Origin of the sequence: Staphylococcus simiae (genome assembly GCF_002902085.1) — a bacterium.
GTDB lineage: Bacteria > Bacillota > Bacilli > Staphylococcales > Staphylococcaceae > Staphylococcus > Staphylococcus simiae.
On the sequence record NZ_PPQR01000054.1, the window covers coordinates 23,067 to 43,087 of the forward strand.

Annotated in this window: 13 protein-coding genes; 12 read left to right on the plus strand and 1 reads right to left on the minus strand. The window is 31.5% G+C overall.

Annotation, left to right across the window (positions count from 1 at the left end; translation table 11 throughout):
• The first annotated feature begins 60 nt into the window (after positions 1–60).
• The 8 genes from CD113_RS07220 to pyk all read left to right on the plus strand — a co-directional run bounded on the left by CD113_RS07220 (position 61) and on the right by pyk (position 12,580).
• Positions 61–1,359 (plus strand): DRTGG domain-containing protein, encoded by a 1,299-nt coding sequence (locus CD113_RS07220; protein WP_002462087.1) that lies wholly within the window; start codon positions 61–63, stop codon positions 1,357–1,359.
• A gap of 449 nt (positions 1,360–1,808) precedes the next feature.
• Entirely contained in the window at positions 1,809–2,750 is a 942-nt protein-coding gene (locus CD113_RS07225) for a DHH family phosphoesterase (RefSeq protein ID WP_002464315.1), read from the plus strand.
• Positions 2,751–2,768: 18 nt separating this feature from the next.
• The gene (locus CD113_RS07230; protein ID WP_002464316.1) at positions 2,769–5,966 is read left to right on the plus strand and encodes a DNA polymerase III subunit alpha; all 3,198 of its coding nucleotides are present in this window, start codon (positions 2,769–2,771) and stop codon (positions 5,964–5,966) included.
• Positions 5,967–6,493: 527 nt separating this feature from the next.
• Complete coding sequence (locus tag CD113_RS07235; RefSeq protein ID WP_002462398.1) at positions 6,494–7,723, plus strand: NAD(P)-dependent malic enzyme; 1,230 nt, start codon at positions 6,494–6,496, stop codon at positions 7,721–7,723.
• Positions 7,724–7,853: 130 nt separating this feature from the next.
• A complete protein-coding gene (gene accD, locus CD113_RS07240) occupies positions 7,854–8,711 on the plus strand; it encodes an acetyl-CoA carboxylase, carboxyltransferase subunit beta (RefSeq protein ID WP_002462397.1) in 858 nt (285 codons plus the stop codon).
• Positions 8,711–9,655: an acetyl-CoA carboxylase carboxyltransferase subunit alpha gene (locus tag CD113_RS07245; RefSeq protein ID WP_002462396.1), complete on the plus strand. Its 945-nt coding sequence runs from the start codon at positions 8,711–8,713 to the stop codon at positions 9,653–9,655. The genes accD and CD113_RS07245 overlap by 1 nt, the downstream gene beginning before the upstream one ends.
• 177 nt (positions 9,656–9,832) lie before the next feature.
• Complete coding sequence (pfkA, locus tag CD113_RS07250) at positions 9,833–10,801, plus strand: 6-phosphofructokinase (RefSeq protein WP_002462395.1); 969 nt, start codon at positions 9,833–9,835, stop codon at positions 10,799–10,801.
• A 21-nt stretch (positions 10,802–10,822) separates the two neighbouring features.
• Complete coding sequence (gene pyk / locus CD113_RS07255; RefSeq protein WP_002462393.1) at positions 10,823–12,580, plus strand: pyruvate kinase; 1,758 nt, start codon at positions 10,823–10,825, stop codon at positions 12,578–12,580.
• 426 nt (positions 12,581–13,006) lie between these two features.
• Here the strand turns inward: pyk and CD113_RS07260 are convergent, their stop codons facing one another.
• Complete coding sequence (locus CD113_RS07260; RefSeq protein ID WP_002462392.1) at positions 13,007–14,368, minus strand: amino acid permease; 1,362 nt, start codon at positions 14,366–14,368, stop codon at positions 13,007–13,009.
• 348 nt (positions 14,369–14,716) lie between these two features.
• On the opposite strand from CD113_RS07260, the gene CD113_RS07265 reads away from it, so the two are divergent.
• The 4 genes from CD113_RS07265 to pnpS all read left to right on the plus strand — a co-directional run bounded on the left by CD113_RS07265 (position 14,717) and on the right by pnpS (position 19,749).
• Complete coding sequence (locus tag CD113_RS07265) at positions 14,717–15,838, plus strand: citrate synthase (protein ID WP_002462391.1); 1,122 nt, start codon at positions 14,717–14,719, stop codon at positions 15,836–15,838.
• 41 nt (positions 15,839–15,879) lie between these two features.
• Positions 15,880–17,148, plus strand: coding sequence for an NADP-dependent isocitrate dehydrogenase (icd, locus tag CD113_RS07270; RefSeq protein ID WP_002462390.1), 1,269 nt, complete (start codon positions 15,880–15,882; stop codon positions 17,146–17,148).
• 232 nt (positions 17,149–17,380) lie between these two features.
• Entirely contained in the window at positions 17,381–18,085 is a 705-nt protein-coding gene (locus CD113_RS07275) for a response regulator transcription factor (RefSeq protein ID WP_002462389.1), read from the plus strand.
• Positions 18,082–19,749, plus strand: a complete 1,668-nt coding sequence (pnpS, locus tag CD113_RS07280; RefSeq protein WP_002462388.1) for a two-component system histidine kinase PnpS — start codon at positions 18,082–18,084, stop codon at positions 19,747–19,749. The genes CD113_RS07275 and pnpS overlap by 4 nt, the downstream gene beginning before the upstream one ends.
• The last annotated feature ends 272 nt before the right edge of the window (positions 19,750–20,021 follow it).

A 20,021-nucleotide genomic window follows, 5' to 3' on the forward strand; every position in this document is an offset into this window, starting at 1 on the left:
CTTTTTATTAAAAATAAAGTTATAATATATCTATTAGTGTTTGAAAAGACGAGGTATATCATGACAAAACATGAACAAATTTTAGATTATATTGAATCACTTTCTATTGGCTCTAAAATATCAGTGCGTAAAATTGCCAAATTTTTAAATGTGTCGGAAGGAACTGCATATCGTGCAATTAAAGATGCTGATAAAATCGGTATGGTTGCAACTATTGATCGTGTTGGAACTGTAAGAATCGAAAAACGTAATCGATCTGAAATTGAACATTTAACGTTTAATGAAATTGTTAATATTATCGATGGTCAAATTTTAGGTGGTCATAAGGGCATAACTAAAACTGTGTCGAAATTTGCTATTGGGGCAATGGAAATCAAAGATATTATGAAATATATTGGCGATAATACTTTATTAATTGTTGGTAATAGAGATGATGTGCAATTTGAAGCATTGAAAAGAGAAACTGCAATTCTTATCACAGGTGGTTTTAAACCATCAAATAAAGTCATAGAATATGCTAATGCCAAAGCATTACCGGTTATTTCATCAAGTGATGACACATTTTTAGTAGCTAATATTATTAATAAAGCCTTATTTGATCAAAAAATACGGAAAGATATTTTGATTGTACAAGATATCATGACGCCTCTTGATCATTTATCCGTGTTATTTGATAGTATGAAAATTGAAGATTATAAAAGAATTGCCAATGAAACAGGACACACTAGATTCCCGGTAGTTAATGAAACATATAAGTTAGTTGGCATTGTTACAAGTAGAGAAATAATTAATACCGAAGATAATGATGAAATTGGTTCAATTATGACTAAAAACCCAATCTGTGTTACAGCTTCGAGTACTGTAGCTAGTTGTGCACATATGATGATTTGGGAAGGTATAGAATTGATACCGGTAGTGGCAAGTAATAATAAAACGATTGGTGTCATTAATCGACAAGATGTTTTGAAATCATTACAAGTAATAGGACGTCAACCTCAAATGGGTGACACAATCAATGATCAAATAGCTAAATATATTACGATGAATCAAGATAAAATTACTGTTGAAGTTTCACCATTATTTATTAATTATTATGGTACTTTGAGTAAAGGTGCTTTTGTAAGTATCATTGAAGAAACCATACAGTATGAAATGCGTAAATATAAAAAAGGTAATATAATGATAGAAAATTTGAACATTGTTTATATTAAAACTGTGCCGATTGAGTCATATATTACTGTTGATTATGACATACTAGATTTAGGGCGTAATTTTGCTAAGATTGAAGTTACTATGATAAGTGACAAAGAAAAAGTGGCCAGTGCACTTGTAATATGTCAAATGTTTGATGAACTGTAAAGATGCGATATAATGAGAAGTTTATAACTATTAAAATAGTAAGATAAAAGGAGGGAGTGGGACAGAAATAAATTTCATATAAAATTTATTTCGTAATCCCACCCCGGCAAGACTGACTAGGTTTTCAAAATGTTGATTTATCAACTTTTTGAAAATCAGACAGTTACTGCCAAATACTTAATTTTAAGTGCAAAATACATTTTGTCCCAGGCTCTAGGGGCCCCAACATCTAAAATTCTACTTGGAGAATTTTTACAAAAATATGCAAGTTGGGGTGCTAGTATAGATTAAAAAGTTAAAAGGAATACAGTCATACAGGTGTACAACTGCATAAGAGCTTCTAACTATTAAAATAGTAAGATAAAAGGAATACAGTTGTTACTAACGTACAACTGCATAAGAGCTAGTATAGATTAAAAATCTAACTAGCTCTAAAAGGGGGAAATATTATGATAAAGACAATGAATAATATAATGGAACAAATTGAACAAGCTGATACGATAATCATCCATAGACACGTTAGGCCCGATCCTGATGCTTACGGTTCACAACTTGGTTTGAAATATTACTTACAACAGAAATTTCCACATAAAGATATATATGCTGTAGGTAATGGGGAACCTTCTTTAGCTTTTATCGGTGACTTAGATGACGTAAATGATGCAACTTATGAAGATGCTTTAGTTATCGTGTGTGACACAGCAAATGCACCACGTATTGATGATAGTCGTTTTAATTTAGGACAACAATTAATAAAAATTGATCATCATCCTGAAACTGATCCGTATGGTGATATTAATTTTGTAAATACTTCTGCATCATCAACAAGTGAAATTATATTTGATTTTATTAATCATTTTAATGATACGTCTCTTATTAATAAAGATATTGCTAGAGTACTTTATTTAGGAATTGTTGGAGATACGGGTCGTTTCCTATTTAATAATACAACTGAGCATACAATGGATGTTGCCGGTAAACTTATTGCTCAAGATTTTGATCACAATGCAGAATTAAATAAAATGATGGAAAAAGATCCTAAAATGCTACCATTCCAAGGATATGTATTACAACATTTTGAATTAATGGATGATGGTTTTTGCCAAGTGAAAATAACACAACAAGTACTAGAGCAATTTGATATTAAAGCAAATGAAGCTTCTCAATTTGTTAACACTATTGCCGATATTAAAGGTTTAAAAATTTGGATGTTTGGCGTCGATGAAGGTAATGAAATTAGATGTAGATTACGTTCAAAAGGTCATATAGCCATTAATGACATAGCTAATGAATTTGGTGGTGGTGGACATCCTAATGCTTGCGGTGTTTCAGTTGCTACGTGGGAACAATTTGATGACTTAGCTCAAGCTTTGCGAACAAAATTAAACTAAGAAAGGAGTCATACAACCGTGGTTGCTTATTTAAATATACATTCGGCATATGATTTATTAAGCTCTAGTTTAAAGATAGAAGATATTGTTAAAAAAGCAGTGTCTGAAGATGTTAGTGCTATTGCGTTGACTGATACCAATGTGTTGTATGGCTATCCGCAATTTTATGATGCATGCTTAGCACATAACATTAAACCTATTTTCGGGATGACACTTTATGTAACTAATGGTTTAGACTATATAGAAACAGTAGTTCTAGCTAGAAATAATGATGGCTTACAAGCATTATTTCAATTATCATCTGAAATTAAAATGAATCAACTTGAAAATGTACAATGTGATTTATTACAGCGCTATAATGAAAACCTGATAATGATTTTTAAGCATGTCGAACCACAGCATAAAGCTATCGTGGAAGAATTTAAGAACCATCCATATGTTTATTTAGATCATCATAGTATATCAATGGATCAAATACAGCATACATGGCTACAGTCAATCAGATACTTAACTTTAAATGATGCAGATACACTGGCAGCAATGTCTGCAATAAAGAATAATCAAAAATTGGATTTAATTCATAAACCTAAAGACTATGGTGAGCATTTTATTACTAAAAATGAGAGACAAGATGATTCTATAAATCAAAGTTTCGTAGAAGAAACTGATAAAATTGCACAGCTTTGCAATGCCGAGTTAAAATATCATCAATCACTTTTACCTCAATATCAAACACCTGAGGGACAACCTTCAAAAGACTATTTGTGGGGCTTATTAGTTAAACAACTAGAAAAATTAAATCTACAACAAGAACAATATCAACAACGATTAACATATGAATATCAAATTATTACGGATATGGGCTTTGAAGATTATTTCTTAATAGTAAGTGATTTAATACATTATGCTAAAACACATGATGTTATGGTAGGTCCTGGTAGGGGTTCATCTGCAGGCTCACTAGTGAGTTATTTATTAGGAATTACAACTATTGATCCAATCAAATTCAATTTGCTATTTGAAAGATTTTTAAATCCAGAGCGTGTAACTATGCCAGATATCGATATAGATTTTGAAGATACACGACGTGAAAAAGTCATACAGTATGTTCAACAAAAATACGGATCTTTGCATGTTTCAGGAATAGTGACATTTGGACACTTATTAGCTAAAGCAGTTGCTAGAGATGTTGGTAGAATTATGGGCTTTGATGATGTTACTTTAAATGAAATTTCCAGTTTGATACCACAAAAATTAGGAATAACTTTAGATGAAGCATATCAAAATGAAAAATTTAAAAATTTTGTCCATCGTAATCACCGTCATGAACGTTGGTTTGATTTAAGTAAAAAATTAGAAGGTTTGCCAAGGCATACATCTACGCATGCAGCTGGAATTATTATTAATGATCAGCCTTTATATGATTATGTTCCGTTAACTCAAGGTGATACTGGGCTTTTGACACAGTGGACTATGACCGAAGATGAAAAAATTGGGCTACTAAAAATTGATTTCTTAGGTTTAAGAAATTTATCAATTATTCACCAAATCATTAATCAAGTCAAAAGAGATTTAGATATCCATATTGATATTGAAAAAATACCATTAGATGATCCAAAAGTCTTTGAATTACTATCGAAAGGAGATACGACAGGTATTTTCCAATTAGAATCCGATGGTGTTAGAAATGTACTAAAAAGATTAAAACCAGAACATTTTGAAGATATTGTTGCTGTTACATCATTATATCGTCCAGGTCCAATGGAAGAAATCCCAACATATATTAGTAGACGTCATGACCCATCAAAAGTTCAATATTTACATCCTGACTTACAGCCTATTTTAAAAAATACTTATGGTGTTATTATTTATCAAGAGCAGATTATGCAGATAGCTAGTAAGTTTGCTAATTTTAGTTATGGTGAAGCGGATATATTAAGACGTGCGATGAGTAAAAAAAATAGAGCAGTATTAGAAAGTGAACGACAACATTTTATTGAAGGTGCCATCGCTAATGGTTATAGTGAAGCGATAAGTACACAAATCTTTGACTTAATTTTAAAATTTGCTGATTATGGTTTCCCTAGAGCGCATGCGGTAAGCTATTCAAAAATTGCTTATATTATGACATATTTGAAAGTAAGATTCCCAAATTATTTTTATGCAAATATTTTAAGTAATGTGATTGGTGCAGATAAAAAGACAGCTCAAATAATAGAAGAAGCTAAGCAACAAAATATAAAAATATTACCACCGAACATTAATGAGAGTCATTGGTTTTATAAAGCAACACCAAAAGGCATATTCCTGTCATTAGGAGCAATTAAAGGTGTCGGTTACCAAAGTGTTAAAGTAATTGTAGACGAACGTTATCAAAATGGTAAATTTAAGGATTTTTTTGATTTTACAAGACGTATTCCTAAACGTGTTAAGACTAAGAAATTGTTAGAAGCTTTAATTTTGGTAGGCGCGTTTGATAATTTTAACAAGACACGTGCAACGCTATTACATGCCATTGATCAAGTTATGGATGATGTCTTAAATATTGAACAAGAAAATTTATTATTTGATATGTTAACACCCAAAGAAGTTTATGAAGAAAAAGAAGAATTATCTGATGGTTTGATAAGTCAATTCGAAAAGGAATATTTAGGATTCTATATTTCTAAACATCCTGTTGAAAAAATGTTCGAAAAGAAACAATATTTAACTATATACAAGTTAGCAAATGCTAAAAACTATCATCCTATTTTAGTGCAATTTGATAATATCAAACAAATTCGTACTAAAAATGGTCAAAATATGGCCTTTGTGACGCTTAATGATGGCAGACAAATAATGGATGGGGTTATTTTCCCTGATAAATATAAAAAGTATGAAACAGAATTATCACAACATGCTTATTATATTATTAGTGGTAAATTTGATGTGCGAAATCAACAAAGACAATTTATTATCAATGATATAATGCAACTTGATCTTTATGAAGAACAAAAAAGATTATCAACTAAACAAATTGTAATTCGAACAAAAGAAAATATAGATGAATTTAAAGAGATGATATATAACCAGAAGCAACATCAAATTGATATAGAAATATTGTTTTATGATGAAACAACAAATAATATGATACCTATTGGATATATTAATCAAAAAGAGAGTCGCTTAGATGAGTTTATTCAATCGTTCAAGCCTACAGATATTAGACTTATATAACTTTTATCAAATAAAAAATTATGATATAGTAAACTGATGGTTAGATATTATTAACTATCAGTTTATTTTGGTTCTCTATTTTTAAGACTGATAAATAAAAAATGAATAATTTTAAAATGAAAATTAATTTGAAGCCGAGACTCCTGAGGGAGCAGTGCTAGTCGAAGACTACAGGCTGAGACAGCACCCTAGGAAAGCGAGGCTTGAAAATTTAATTATGTATCAGTCCGATTTGTTAGAGAACCTTTATTTTTATATTGTTTTTTATTCTTATTATTTTTATGTCTGCTTAGTTCATTTAAGTATTTACATAACAATAATTAGCACAAAAAGCGCAATCAAGTTAATATATTGTATGCAAAAAAATTATGATTTAGTATTCAAAAGCAAAATATGTCCATATATTTACTATTAACATTTAAAGTCTAACTTATTTATAAGACTAACCCATTTTTTACCTTTTATGATGTAATGAGTTTTAAAATAATAATTTTTTACAAATAAATATCAAAATAGGGGCTGTTGACATGTCATTAAAAGATGAAGCATTAGAAATGCATAAACGTAATCAAGGTAAATTAGAAGTAAAACCTAACGTGAAAGTGACTAATAAAGAAGAATTAAGTTTAGCTTATTCTCCAGGTGTTGCCGAACCATGTAAAGCAATTTATGAGGATCCACGTAAAGTTTATGACTATACAATAAAAGGTAACACAGTTGCTGTTATTACTGATGGAACTGCTGTTTTAGGCTTAGGTAATATCGGTCCGGAAGCAAGTATTCCAGTTATGGAAGGTAAAGCAGTATTATTTAAAAGCTTTGCTGGGATTAATGGTGTTCCTATTGCATTGGATACTACTGATACAGAAGAAATTATCAACACAGTGAAATTATTACAACCTAATTATGGTGGAATTAATTTAGAAGATATTTCTGCACCTAGATGTTTTGAAATCGAAGAAAGATTAAAAAAAGAAACAAATATTCCAGTCTTTCACGATGATCAACATGGTACAGCAATAGTGACTATGGCAGGTTTAATTAATGCATTAAGAGTTGTTAATAAAGATCTATCAGAAATTAAAGTGGTCTTAAATGGTGCTGGTGCAGCAGGTATTGCTATAGTGAAACTTTTATATTCATATGGTGTAAGGAATATGATTATGTGTGATTCAAGAGGTGCGATATTTGAAGGTCGCTCTTATGGTATGAATGAAACCAAAGATGTAGTAGCAAAATGGACAAACAAAGATAAAATTGAAGGTTCATTAGAGCATGTGATTAAAGATGCAGATGTATTTATTGGTGTATCTGTTGCTAATGCATTATCACAGGAGATGGTCAGAAATATGGCAACTAATCCAATTATCTTTGCGATGGCAAATCCTAATCCTGAAATAAATCCGGATGATGCTAAAGAAGCAGGCGCTAAAGTTATAGGTACAGGACGTTCAGATTATCCGAACCAAATAAATAATGTACTTGCTTTCCCAGGTATTTTTAGAGGTGCTTTAGAAGTCGAAGCAACGCATATTAATGAAGACATGAAAAAAGCGGCAGTTGAAGCTATTGCAGATTTAATAAATAGTAGCGAATTAAATGAAGATTATTGTATACCGGGACCATTTGATAAACGTGTTGCACCATCAGTAGCTCGCAATGTTGCTAAAGCAGCTATGGAATCTGGTGTCGCTAGAATTGAAGTGGACCCACAAGATGTGTATGATAAAACAATAAAATTAACAGATTTACAATAGATTAAGTTTAGTTTTACTAAGAAGTCTATATTTTAATTTGTCATAATCAGAGTTGATAAAGTGGTAATTATAAAAATTTGTCCTTTGATGCTCTATATGGTTAGAACAGAGGTTATTTGGAGGTTTACCTATGTTTAAAGATTTTTTTAATCGAACAAAGAAGAAGAAATATCTTACGGTGCAAGACTCTAAGAACAACGAAGTGCCAGCAGGTATTATGACTAAGTGTCCTAATTGTAAAAAAATAATGTACACAAAAGAATTAGCTGAAAATTTAAATGTGTGCTTTAACTGTGATCATCATATTGCTTTAACAGCAGATAAACGTATAGAAGCAATTTCAGATGAAGGAACATTTACAGAATTCGATAAGGGAATGACCTCTGCGAATCCATTAGATTTTCCTAGCTATTTAGAAAAAATTGAAAAAGACCAACAAAAAACTGGACTTAATGAAGCGGTTATCACCGGTACAGCAGAGTTAGATGGTATAAAATATGGCGTTGCAGTTATGGATTCACGTTTTAGAATGGGAAGTATGGGTTCTGTTATCGGTGAGAAGATTTGTCGTATTATAGATTACTGTACGGAACATCGTTTACCATTTATTTTATTTTCAGCTAGTGGTGGTGCGCGGATGCAGGAAGGGATTATATCTCTAATGCAAATGGGTAAAACAAGTGTTTCTTTAAAACGTCATTCAGATGCTGGTTTATTATATATTTCTTATTTAACAAACCCGACAACGGGTGGTGTATCAGCAAGTTTTGCTTCAGTCGGAGATATTAATTTAAGTGAACCGAAAGCATTAATTGGCTTTGCAGGTCGTCGCGTTATTGAACAAACAATCAATGAAAAATTACCGGATGATTTTCAAACTGCAGAATTCTTATTAGAGCATGGTCAATTAGATAAAGTAGTTCATCGTAAAGAAATGCGCAAAACTTTATCACAAATTCTTAAAATACATCAAGGGGTGAGTAAATAATGTTAGATTTTGAAAAACCACTTTATGAAATTAGACATAAAATTGACTCATTAAAAGAATCCCAAGAAAAAAATGATGTTGATTTACAAGAAGAAATTGACATGTTAGAAACATCTTTAGAAAGAGAAACTAAAAAAATATATACTAATTTAAAACCATGGGATCGTGTACAAATCGCGCGTTTACAAGAAAGACCTACCTCATTAGATTATATTCCATATATATTTGATTCGTTTATGGAATTACACGGAGATAGAAACTTTAGAGATGACCCAGCTATGATTGGTGGTATCGGTTTTTTAAACGGTCAAGCAGTGACTGTCGTAGGACAACAGCGTGGTAAAGATACTAAAGATAATATTTATCGAAACTTTGGTATGGCTCACCCTGAAGGATATAGAAAAGCTTTGCGTCTAATGAAACAAGCTGAAAAATTTAATAGACCAATATTTACTTTTATAGATACAAAAGGTGCTTATCCAGGTAAAGCTGCTGAAGAACGTGGTCAAAGTGAATCTATCGCTACAAATCTTGTAGAAATGGCATCGTTAACAGTACCTGTGATTGCAATTGTAATCGGTGAAGGTGGAAGTGGAGGCGCACTTGGCATTGGTATTGCCAATAGAGTGTTAATGCTAGAAAATAGTACATATTCTGTTATTTCACCTGAAGGTGCTGCAGCATTATTATGGAAAGATAGTAATCTTGCTAAAATAGCAGCTGAAACCATGAAAATCACGGCTAATGATATTAAACAATTAGGTATTATCGATCAAGTTATTAATGAACCTATTGGTGGTGCCCATAAAGATGTTGAAACTCAAGCTTTAGCTATTAAAGATGCTTTTGTAAAACAATTAGCTGAATTACAACAATTTTCTGCAGAAGAAGTTGCTCAAGATCGTTTTGATAAATTTAGAAATATAGGTTCATATATTGAATAAATAATCATAGAGATTAGTAGTCGTGTTATTGATTACTAATCTTTTTTATGTTGTTAAAATAATTTTCAATATTTAAAACGTTTACATTGACACAATATATTTCTTTTGATGGAATGGTGTAATAATTTATGGTAATTTAGAGTTAAAGATAAATCTGTTATAGAAAGGTATGTCGTCATGAAAAAAATTGCAGTTTTAACAAGTGGTGGAGATTCACCAGGAATGAATGCTGCCATTAGAGCAGTAGTTCGTACAGCAATTTATAATGAAATCGAAGTTTACGGAGTATATCATGGATATCAAGGTTTATTAGACGATGATATTCATAAACTTGAACTTGGCTCTGTTGGAGATACAATCCAACGAGGTGGAACATTCTTATATTCAGCAAGATGTCTAGAATTTAAAAAGCCAGAAGTGCGTCAAATTGCTATTAACAATTTACGTAAACGTGACATTGAGGGTCTTGTAGTTATTGGTGGGGATGGTAGTTATCGAGGCGCTCAATTAATCAGTCAAGAGTGCAAAGAAATTCAAACAATTGGTATTCCTGGTACTATTGATAATGACATTAATGGTACTGATTTTACAATTGGATTTGACACTGCCTTAAATACTATTATTGACTTAGTAGATAAAATCAGAGACACAGCATCAAGTCATGCAAGAACGTTCATTATTGAAGCAATGGGAAGAGACTGTGGAGATTTAGCATTATGGGCTGGACTTTCAGTAGGAGCTGAAACAATAATGGTTCCTGAAGTTAAGACTGATCTTAAAGATGTTGCTGAAAAAATTGAACAAGGTATTAAACGAGGTAAAAAGCATTCGATTGTGTTAGTAGCAGAAGGTGTTATGACAGCTCAAGAATGTTCAAATGAACTAGCTAAATTCATTAATATCGATACACGAGTATCAGTATTAGGCCACATTCAACGTGGTGGTAGTCCAACTGGCGCAGATAGAGTATTAGCATCACGACTTGGTGGGTATGCAGTTGAATTATTAATGAATGGTGAAACTGCTAAAGGTGTTGGTATTAAAAATAATAAAGTAATTGCAACACCGTTTGATGACATCTTTGATGGTAATGATCATAAATTTGATTTAGACTTATACGAATTAGCTAAAAAATTGTCTATATAAAATCTCAGGAGGAATTTAGTAATGAGAAAAACTAAAATTGTATGTACTATAGGACCAGCTTCAGAATCAGAAGAAATGATTGAAAAATTAATTAATGCAGGTATGAACGTAGCACGTTTAAACTTTTCACATGGTAGTCATGAAGAACATAAAGGTAGAATTGACACTATCCGTAAAGTTGCAAAACGTTTAGGAAAAACTGTAGCTATTTTATTAGATACAAAAGGCCCAGAAATTCGTACCCATAATATGAAAAATGGTGTAATTGAACTTGAACGAGGCAATGAAGTGATTGTTAGCATGAATGAAGTTGAAGGTACACCAGATATGTTCTCAGTAACATATGAAAATTTAATTAATGATGTTCAAGTGGGATCTTATATTTTACTTGATGATGGCTTAATTGAATTACAAGTTAAAGATATCGATAAAGCTAAAAAAGAAGTTAAATGTGATATTTTAAATTCAGGAGAGCTTAAAAATAAAAAAGGTGTTAACTTACCAGGAGTAAGTGTAAGCTTACCAGGTATCACTGACAAAGATGCTGATGACATTCGCTTTGGTATTAAAGAAAATGTAGACTTTATTGCTGCAAGCTTTGTACGTCGTCCGAGTGATGTACTTGAAATTCGTGAACTATTAGAAGAGAAAAATGCAAATATCCAAATCTTCCCTAAAATTGAAAACCAAGAAGGTATTGATAATATTGCGGAAATTCTTGAAGTTTCTGATGGTTTAATGGTTGCTCGTGGTGACATGGGTGTTGAAATTCCACCTGAAAAAGTACCAATGGTTCAAAAAGACTTAATTAGACAATGTAATAAATTAGGTAAACCAGTTATTACAGCTACTCAAATGTTAGATTCTATGCAACGTAATCCACGCGCTACACGTGCAGAAGCAAGTGACGTAGCAAATGCTATTTATGATGGTACAGATGCTGTTATGCTTTCTGGTGAAACAGCAGCAGGATTATATCCAGAAGAAGCAGTTAAAACTATGAGAAATATTGCTATATCTGCAGAAGCAGCTCAAGATTATAAAAAATTATTATCTGATCGTACAAAATTAGTAGATACTTCATTAGTAAATGCTATCGGTATTTCAGTAGCACATACAGCATTAAATTTAAACGTAAAAGCAATTGTAGCTGCAACTGAAAGTGGTTCAACTGCAAGAACAATCTCTAAATATCGTCCACATTCAGATATTATTGCTGTTACTCCAAATGAAGAAACAGCACGTCAATGTTCAATCGTATGGGGTGTTCAACCAGTAGTTAAAAAAGGACGTAAGAGCACTGATGCATTATTAAACAATGCCGTTGCAACTGCTGTTGAAACAGGTAGAGTGTCAAACGGTGACTTAATTATCATTACAGCTGGTGTACCAACTGGCGAAACTGGAACAACTAACATGATGAAAATTCACTTAGTTGGTGATGAAATTGCTAGTGGTCAAGGGATTGGACGTGGATCAGTAGTAGGTACAACAGTTGTTGCTGAATCTGCTAAAGATTTAGAAGGTAAAGATTTAACTGATAAAGTTATCGTTACAAGTTCAGTTGATGAAACATTTGTACCATTTATCGAAAATGCATTAGGCTTAATCACTGAAGAAAATGGTATTACTTCTCCAAGTGCAATTGTTGGTTTAGAAAAAGGTATTCCTACAATTGTTGGCGTTGAAAAAGCTATTAAAAATATTAAAAATGATATGTTAGTTACAATAGATGCTTCTCAAGGTAAGATTTTTGAAGGATATGCAAACGTACTTTAATATCAAATAAATTCAACCCGATGTTAGCTGTTTATAGCTATCATCGGGTTTTTGTGCTATATGAGAGTAATAAGTTAATGTAATAGATTGTTATAAACCTATCAATGAAGTTCTATATGAGTAGAGATAATTATAATTCCTATTACATATTATGTGTAAGGCAGTTGTATGAATAAAATATAGATATGATATTATTAAAAATTTAAAACTGTAGATACCTATGCATACTACTAAAAATTTTCATGATGTACTCATTTTTATAGGGGAAGAATATAGGTATTACCAATTCCATCATATTGATTATAGAATGATTTCTGTCTTCAATGCTTTAAATAAATAAAAAACCAATCACAATACTTTAACTAAAGTGTGATTGGTATAGATAAATCAATATACTGTGCTAATTAATAGTATGTTGATTTTTTATTATGAATTTAATTTTCTTTCTATGCGTCTATATCTTAAATACATAAATCCTAGTAGTATAAACCAAACTGGGATAAAGTATATCGCTCTTCTTGTATCAGGATTGATAAATAATAGGCCGAATACGAAAATAAAGAATACTAAAATGAAATATCCCATATATTTTCCGCCAAATAACTTATACGTTGCTCTCTTATGTAGTTCTGGATTCTTTGTACTATAGTTAATATAAGCAATGATTATTAAGCCCCATACTACAAGGAATAATACAGTTGAAATCGTAGTAACATAAGTAAATACTAACGTTGCATTAGGGAAAATATAATTTAATAATGCTGCAATAAGTAATAATGCTGATGATGCAAAAATAGCGATATGGGGCACACCGTTTTTGTTAGTATTAGCAAAACTTGGTGGCGCTTGATTTTGGTTTGATAAACCAAATAACATTCGACTATTAGAGAAAATACCACTATTACATGATGAAGCAGCCGCCGTTAATACTACAAAGTTAATTAATCCTGCAGCGAAAGGAATGCCGATTAATGTAAATAATTTAACAAATGGGCTATTATCTGGATCAACTTGCTGCCATGGTATAATTGACATGATTACTGCTAAAGCACCAACATAAAAAATCAATATTCTAATTGGTACACTGTTAATGGCTTTTGGAATAGTTTTAACTGGATCTTTAGTTTCACCAGCAGTCACACCAATCATTTCAATACCGACAAATGAGAATAATGCCATTTGGAATGACATAAAGAAGCCGGATGCACCTTTTGGAAAGACGCCATGATTATATAAATTTGTTAGACTAGCATGTCCAAATTGTGTTTTGTATGCGAATAGTATCATAAAGAATCCAACAACAATTAAAGCAATAATGGTTAATATTTTAATAATTGCAAACCAAAATTCTAATTCACCAAAAAGTTTGGCACTTAATAAATTAAATGTCATTAGTACCAACACACAAAATAGAGCACTAATCCAGTTTGGTACATGTGGGAACCAAAAGCTGACATATTTTGCTACAGCTGTTACTTCCGCCATGCCTGTAATAATCCAGCAGAACCAATATGTCCAACCCGTTACAAATCCTGCAAACGGACCTATGTATTTATTAGTAACGTCTGCAAATGAGTTGAAGTCAGTGTTCTGAATGATTATTTCTCCTAAACCTCGCATAAACATGAAAAGCATAAATCCAATGATAATATAAGTCAGTAATATTGAAGGACCTGTCATTGCAATCGTTTGACCAGCACCTAAGAATAAACCAGTACCAATGGCACCACCAATTGCGATTAATTGGATATGACGATTGCTAAGCCCCCTTTGTAAATTTTCAGCCATAAGACCTCTCCCTTAAATTCAGATAATTTTATTATGCACGTATATTAAAATATATACAATTACTTTTAGTAAAATTGTGTAAAATTCCATGTTAACACACTTTATATTTTATAATCATTCTTAATAACCAATTAAAAATTTAAATAGAATGACTTAAGTTATACGTGATATCTATATTATAAAACCTATAGCAAAGGCGTTTTTGACGATTATGTGAATTTTACTTTGATTTATAAAAGGATTGTTGAAGACTTAATATTGTCTTTTATATTTCACAAACTAACAAGCATTAGCTATAATATTAGTTGAAAGCCATTTCATAAAGAAACAGTAAAGGGGAAATTTATCATGGCAGAATTACAAAGAGGTTTAGAAGGGGTTATTGCAGCAGAAACTAAAATAAGCTCTATTATCGATAGTCAATTGACTTATGCGGGCTATGATATTGATGATTTAGCAGAGCATGCACAATTTGAAGAAGTCATTTTCTTACTTTGGAATTATCGATTACCAAATGAAGAAGAATTGACGCATTTAAAAGAAAAATTAAACTACTATATGACATTAAATCCTCGTGTTTATACACATTTTGAAGAGTATGTAACTGACCAAGTTCATCCAATGACTGCATTGCGTACATCACTTTCTTATATTGCACATTTTGATCCAGATGCAGAGGATGAATCTGATGAAAATCGTTATGAAAGAGCTATGCGTATCCAAGCTAAAGTAGCTTCATTAGTAACAGCTTTTGCTAGAGTGAGACAAGATAAAGATCCAATTAAACCAGATGAAAACTTAAGTTATGCAGCAAACTTCTTATACATGTTACGTGGTGAAAAACCAAATGACATTGAAGTTGAAGCATTTAACAAGGCACTCATTTTACATGCAGATCATGAATTAAATGCATCAGCATTTACAGCTCGTTGTGCTGTTTCATCATTATCAGATATGTATTCTGGTATTGTAGCCGCTGTCGGTTCTTTAAAAGGCCCATTACACGGTGGTGCTAACGAACAAGTTATGTCAATGTTAAATGACATTGGTTCAATTGATAATGTAGATGCATATTTGGACAATAAGTTTGCGAACAAAGAAAAGATTATGGGCTTTGGTCACCGAGTATATAAAGATGGAGATCCAAGAGCTAAATATTTACGAGAGATGAGTCGTAAAATTACTAAAGATGCTGGTCAAGAACAATTATTTGATATGTCTATTAAAATTGAAAAGCGCATTGCTGATGAAAAAGGCTTAATTCCAAATGTTGATTTCTATAGTGCTAGTGTTTACCATAGTATGGACATTCCACATGATCTATTCACACCAATTTTTGCAGTAAGTCGTACTGCAGGTTGGATTGCACATATTTTAGAACAATATAGAGATAATAGAATTATGAGACCAAGAGCAAAATATATCGGTGAAACGGACCGTAAATATATTCCATTAGAAGAAAGAAAATAAATAATAGTAAAAAATAAGTTATCATTTTGGAGGTATAAAGAATGACTGCAGAAAAAATTACTCAAGGAACAAATGGATTAAATGTACCAAATGAACCAATCATTCCATTTATTATTGGTGATGGTATCGGACCAGATATTTGGCATGCAGCAAGTCGTGTTATCGATGCAGCTGTTGACAAAGCATACAATGGTGACAAACGTATTGAATGGAAAGAAGTTTTAGCTGGTCAAAAAGCGTTTGATACTACTGGTGAATGGTTACCACAAGAAACTTTAGATACAATTAAAGACTATTTAATTGCTGTAAAAGGACCATTAACTACGCCTATCGGTGGGGGAATTCGTTCATTAAATGTTGCTTTACGTCAAGAATTAGACTTATTCACTTGTTTACGTCCAGTTCGCTGGTTCCAAGGTGTACCTTCTCCAGTTAAACGTCCACAAGATGTAGACATGGTTATCTTCCGTGAAAATACTGAAGATATTTATGCTGGTATCGAATTTAAAGAAGGTACTGACGAAGTTAAGAAAGTAATCGACTTTTTACAAAATGAAATGGGTGCTAAAAACATTCGTTTCCCTGAAACTTCTGGTATTGGTATTAAGCCAGTATCAAAAGAAGGTACTGAACGTTTAGTTAGAGCAGCTATTCAATACGCTTTAGATAATGACCGTAAATCAGTTACTTTAGTACACAAAGGTAACATTATGAAATTTACTGAAGGTTCATTTAAACAATGGGGTTATGATTTAGCACACAATGAATTTGGGGATCAAGTATTTACTTGGCAACAATATGATGAAATTGTTGAAAAAGAAGGTAAAGATGCCGCTAATGCTGCACAAGATAAAGCTGAAAGAGAAGGCAAAATTATTATTAAAGATTCTATTGCTGATATCTTCTTACAACAAATCCTAACACGTCCTGCTGAACATGATGTAGTTGCAACTATGAATCTTAATGGTGACTATATTTCAGATGCCTTAGCTGCACAAGTAGGCGGTATCGGTATTGCTCCAGGTGCCAATATTAACTATGAAACTGGTCACGCTATTTTTGAAGCAACTCATGGTACTGCACCTAAATATGCTGGATTAAATAAAGTAAATCCTTCATCAGTTATCTTAAGTTCAGTATTAATGCTTGAACATCTAGGTTGGCAAGAAGCTGCAGATAAAATTACTGACGCTATTGAAGATACGATTGCTTCTAAAGTTGTAACTTATGACTTTGCACGTTTAATGGACGGAGCAACTGAAGTATCAACATCAGAATTTGCAGATGAACTAATTAAAAACTTAAAATAATATATTATAGTTTATTTAATCATATAAATTTACCTAAAAACACTCTCTGTTTCATTTTAATAGAGAGTGTTTTTTGGTGATAATATGCCAGGTGGGTATCAATGACGTCAAATTAAAAAAATATGTCTCAATCTTTACTTTTGTAAAAAGTATGTAAAGATACGGTCTATCATGTTATTTTTCTAAATGGTTCGGTTATAATGTAAATATAGTTTTAAATTAGGAGGATAACATGTCGCAAAAAGTGCTGGTAGTAGATGATGAACAATCTATTGTTACATTGCTTAAATATAATTTAGAAACAGCTGGTTATGAAGTTGCAGTCGCATTCGATGGCGATGAGGCAATGGCAATGGTTGATAGTGAACAACCTGACTTAATTGTTTTAGATGTAATGTTACCTAAGAAAGACGGAATTGAAGTATGTAAATTAATTCGTTCAAATAAAAATTTAGTTCCAATCTTAATGCTTACTGCAAAAAATGATGAGTTTGATCGAGTTCTAGGATTAGAGCTTGGTGCTGATGATTATATGACTAAGCCTTTTTCACCTAGAGAAGTTGTAGCAAGAGTGAAAGCGATTCTTAGAAGATCTCAATTTAGTAAAAATGTTGAGGAGATTGAAGAGGACATTCAAATAGGCGCCATAAGAATTAGACCTGAATATTTTGAAGTTTATAAAAATAATGAATTACTAGAATTAACACCGAAAGAGTTTGAATTGTTACTCTATTTAATAGAAAGACAAGGACGTGTTATTACAAGAGAGCATATGTTGAACACCGTGTGGAATTATGAATTTGCAGGAGATTCTAGAATTGTTGACGTTCATATCAGTCATTTAAGAGATAAATTAGAAGAAAATCCAAAGAAACCACAGTTGATTAAAACAGTTCGTGGACTTGGTTATAAACTTGAAAGACCTAAAGAACAATGATGAAATTTCATCATCGCCTAATGTTGCTAATTAGTACGATATTAATAATTAGCTTTATAACATTAGGTTTAATTCTGCAATTTTCCATTGGTAGTTTAATTAATCACAAACAACAACAATCATTAACTCAAGATGCTCAAACGTATATCTATTTGTCACAACAAAATAAAGACCATCAACTAGAAAAAATTGCAAAGCAGCAACATATTGATATTCGAATTATTAAAAATAATAAAGATATTTTTAAAACGCAGGACATTAACGTTAATACTTCTAACAATACCAATTATATTCATAATGGTAAAACGTATACATTTATGAAAAAAATTGACGAATATCAAGTCATTATAAAAGGTATCAACCATGATATTAATGATATGCAAAAGAATTTATGGTTATATTTAGCCATCATTTGCCTCGTAGTCTTAATTTGTTTGTATTTTGTTAGTCAAAGTTTTAAACATACATTTATTAAGCCTATTCAAGAAGTGACATATGCAACACAATTATTAGCAGACGGACATTATCATATTCGTGTTCCTGAAAGTAATGTCATTGAAGCAAAAGAGTTATTTATCACGACGAATAATTTAGCAAGACAATTGCAAAAATTAAATAACGAACAAAAGATTCAATCTAACCGTTTAAAAACGACAATAGAAAATATTCCAAGTTCAGTATTGATGATTGATCGTTATGGCAAAGTAGTTGTAGCAAATCGTGCATACTATGAACAATTCAATATTAATCATCACATAGAACATGAACGATACAGTAATTATTTACATCATGATATTGAGGCATTAATATTAGAATGTTTTAAAGTTGAAAAGGCTATTTATGAACAACTTGAAATACCGTTAAATAATGTTCATACTAAATATTTCGATATATCTTGTGTACCTATCCTAACTAAATCTAAGAAAAGTTTACAAGGTATATTATTGGTTATGCATGATATTAGTAATTTAAAACGATTAGAAAATTTACGAAGAGAGTTTGTTGCTAATGTATCACATGAACTTAAGACACCGATAACATCCATAAAAGGATTTACAGAGACGTTAATTGATGGTGCAAAAAATAACAGTGAGTCACTTGATATGTTTTTAAATATTATTTTGAAAGAATCTAACCGCATTGAATCTTTAATATCTGATTTACTTGATTTGTCTCATATTGAACAACAAGATAAGTTAGAAATGGATTATATGAATCTTTCAGAACTTACATTTAGAATAATAGATAATTTACAGACGCAAGCAATGAATAAGCATATAGAAATAATTACAACAATAACAGAAGATGTCATTATTCAAGCACAAGAAAGTAAAATGGCACAGGTTATTACTAATTTATTAAACAATGCGATTAATTATTCATATGAAAATGGAATAGTTAACGTTAATGTTTATCGAAATCAAGCAACAACAGTGTTAGAAATACAAGATTTTGGGATTGGTATTAATGAAGAAGATATCCAGCATATATTTGAACGATTTTATAGAGTAGACAAAGCAAGAAGTAGAGATTCAGGTGGTACTGGTTTAGGTTTGTCTATTACAAAACATATTGTTGAATCTCATAATGCAAGCATTGAAGTACATAGTGAAATTGGTAAAGGCTCTATTTTTAAAGTTATCTTTAATGATTACATGAGTTAAATATATTACGATTAGGGAGTGGGACAGAAATAAATTTTATATAAAATTTATTTCGTAGATGCCCGTCTTGCACATTAATGTAAAATCCACATATGGATTTTTGATGACGGGTCCCTTGCCCAACTATGCCCGTCTTGCACATAAAAGAAAAAATTTTATTTTTAAAATTTTTCTATGACGGGTCCCTTGCCCAACTTGCATGGCATGAAAAAACTGGATAACCAGTTTTTCTATGTTGGGTCCCTGCATTGCATGTTAGAGTTTCTGCTATC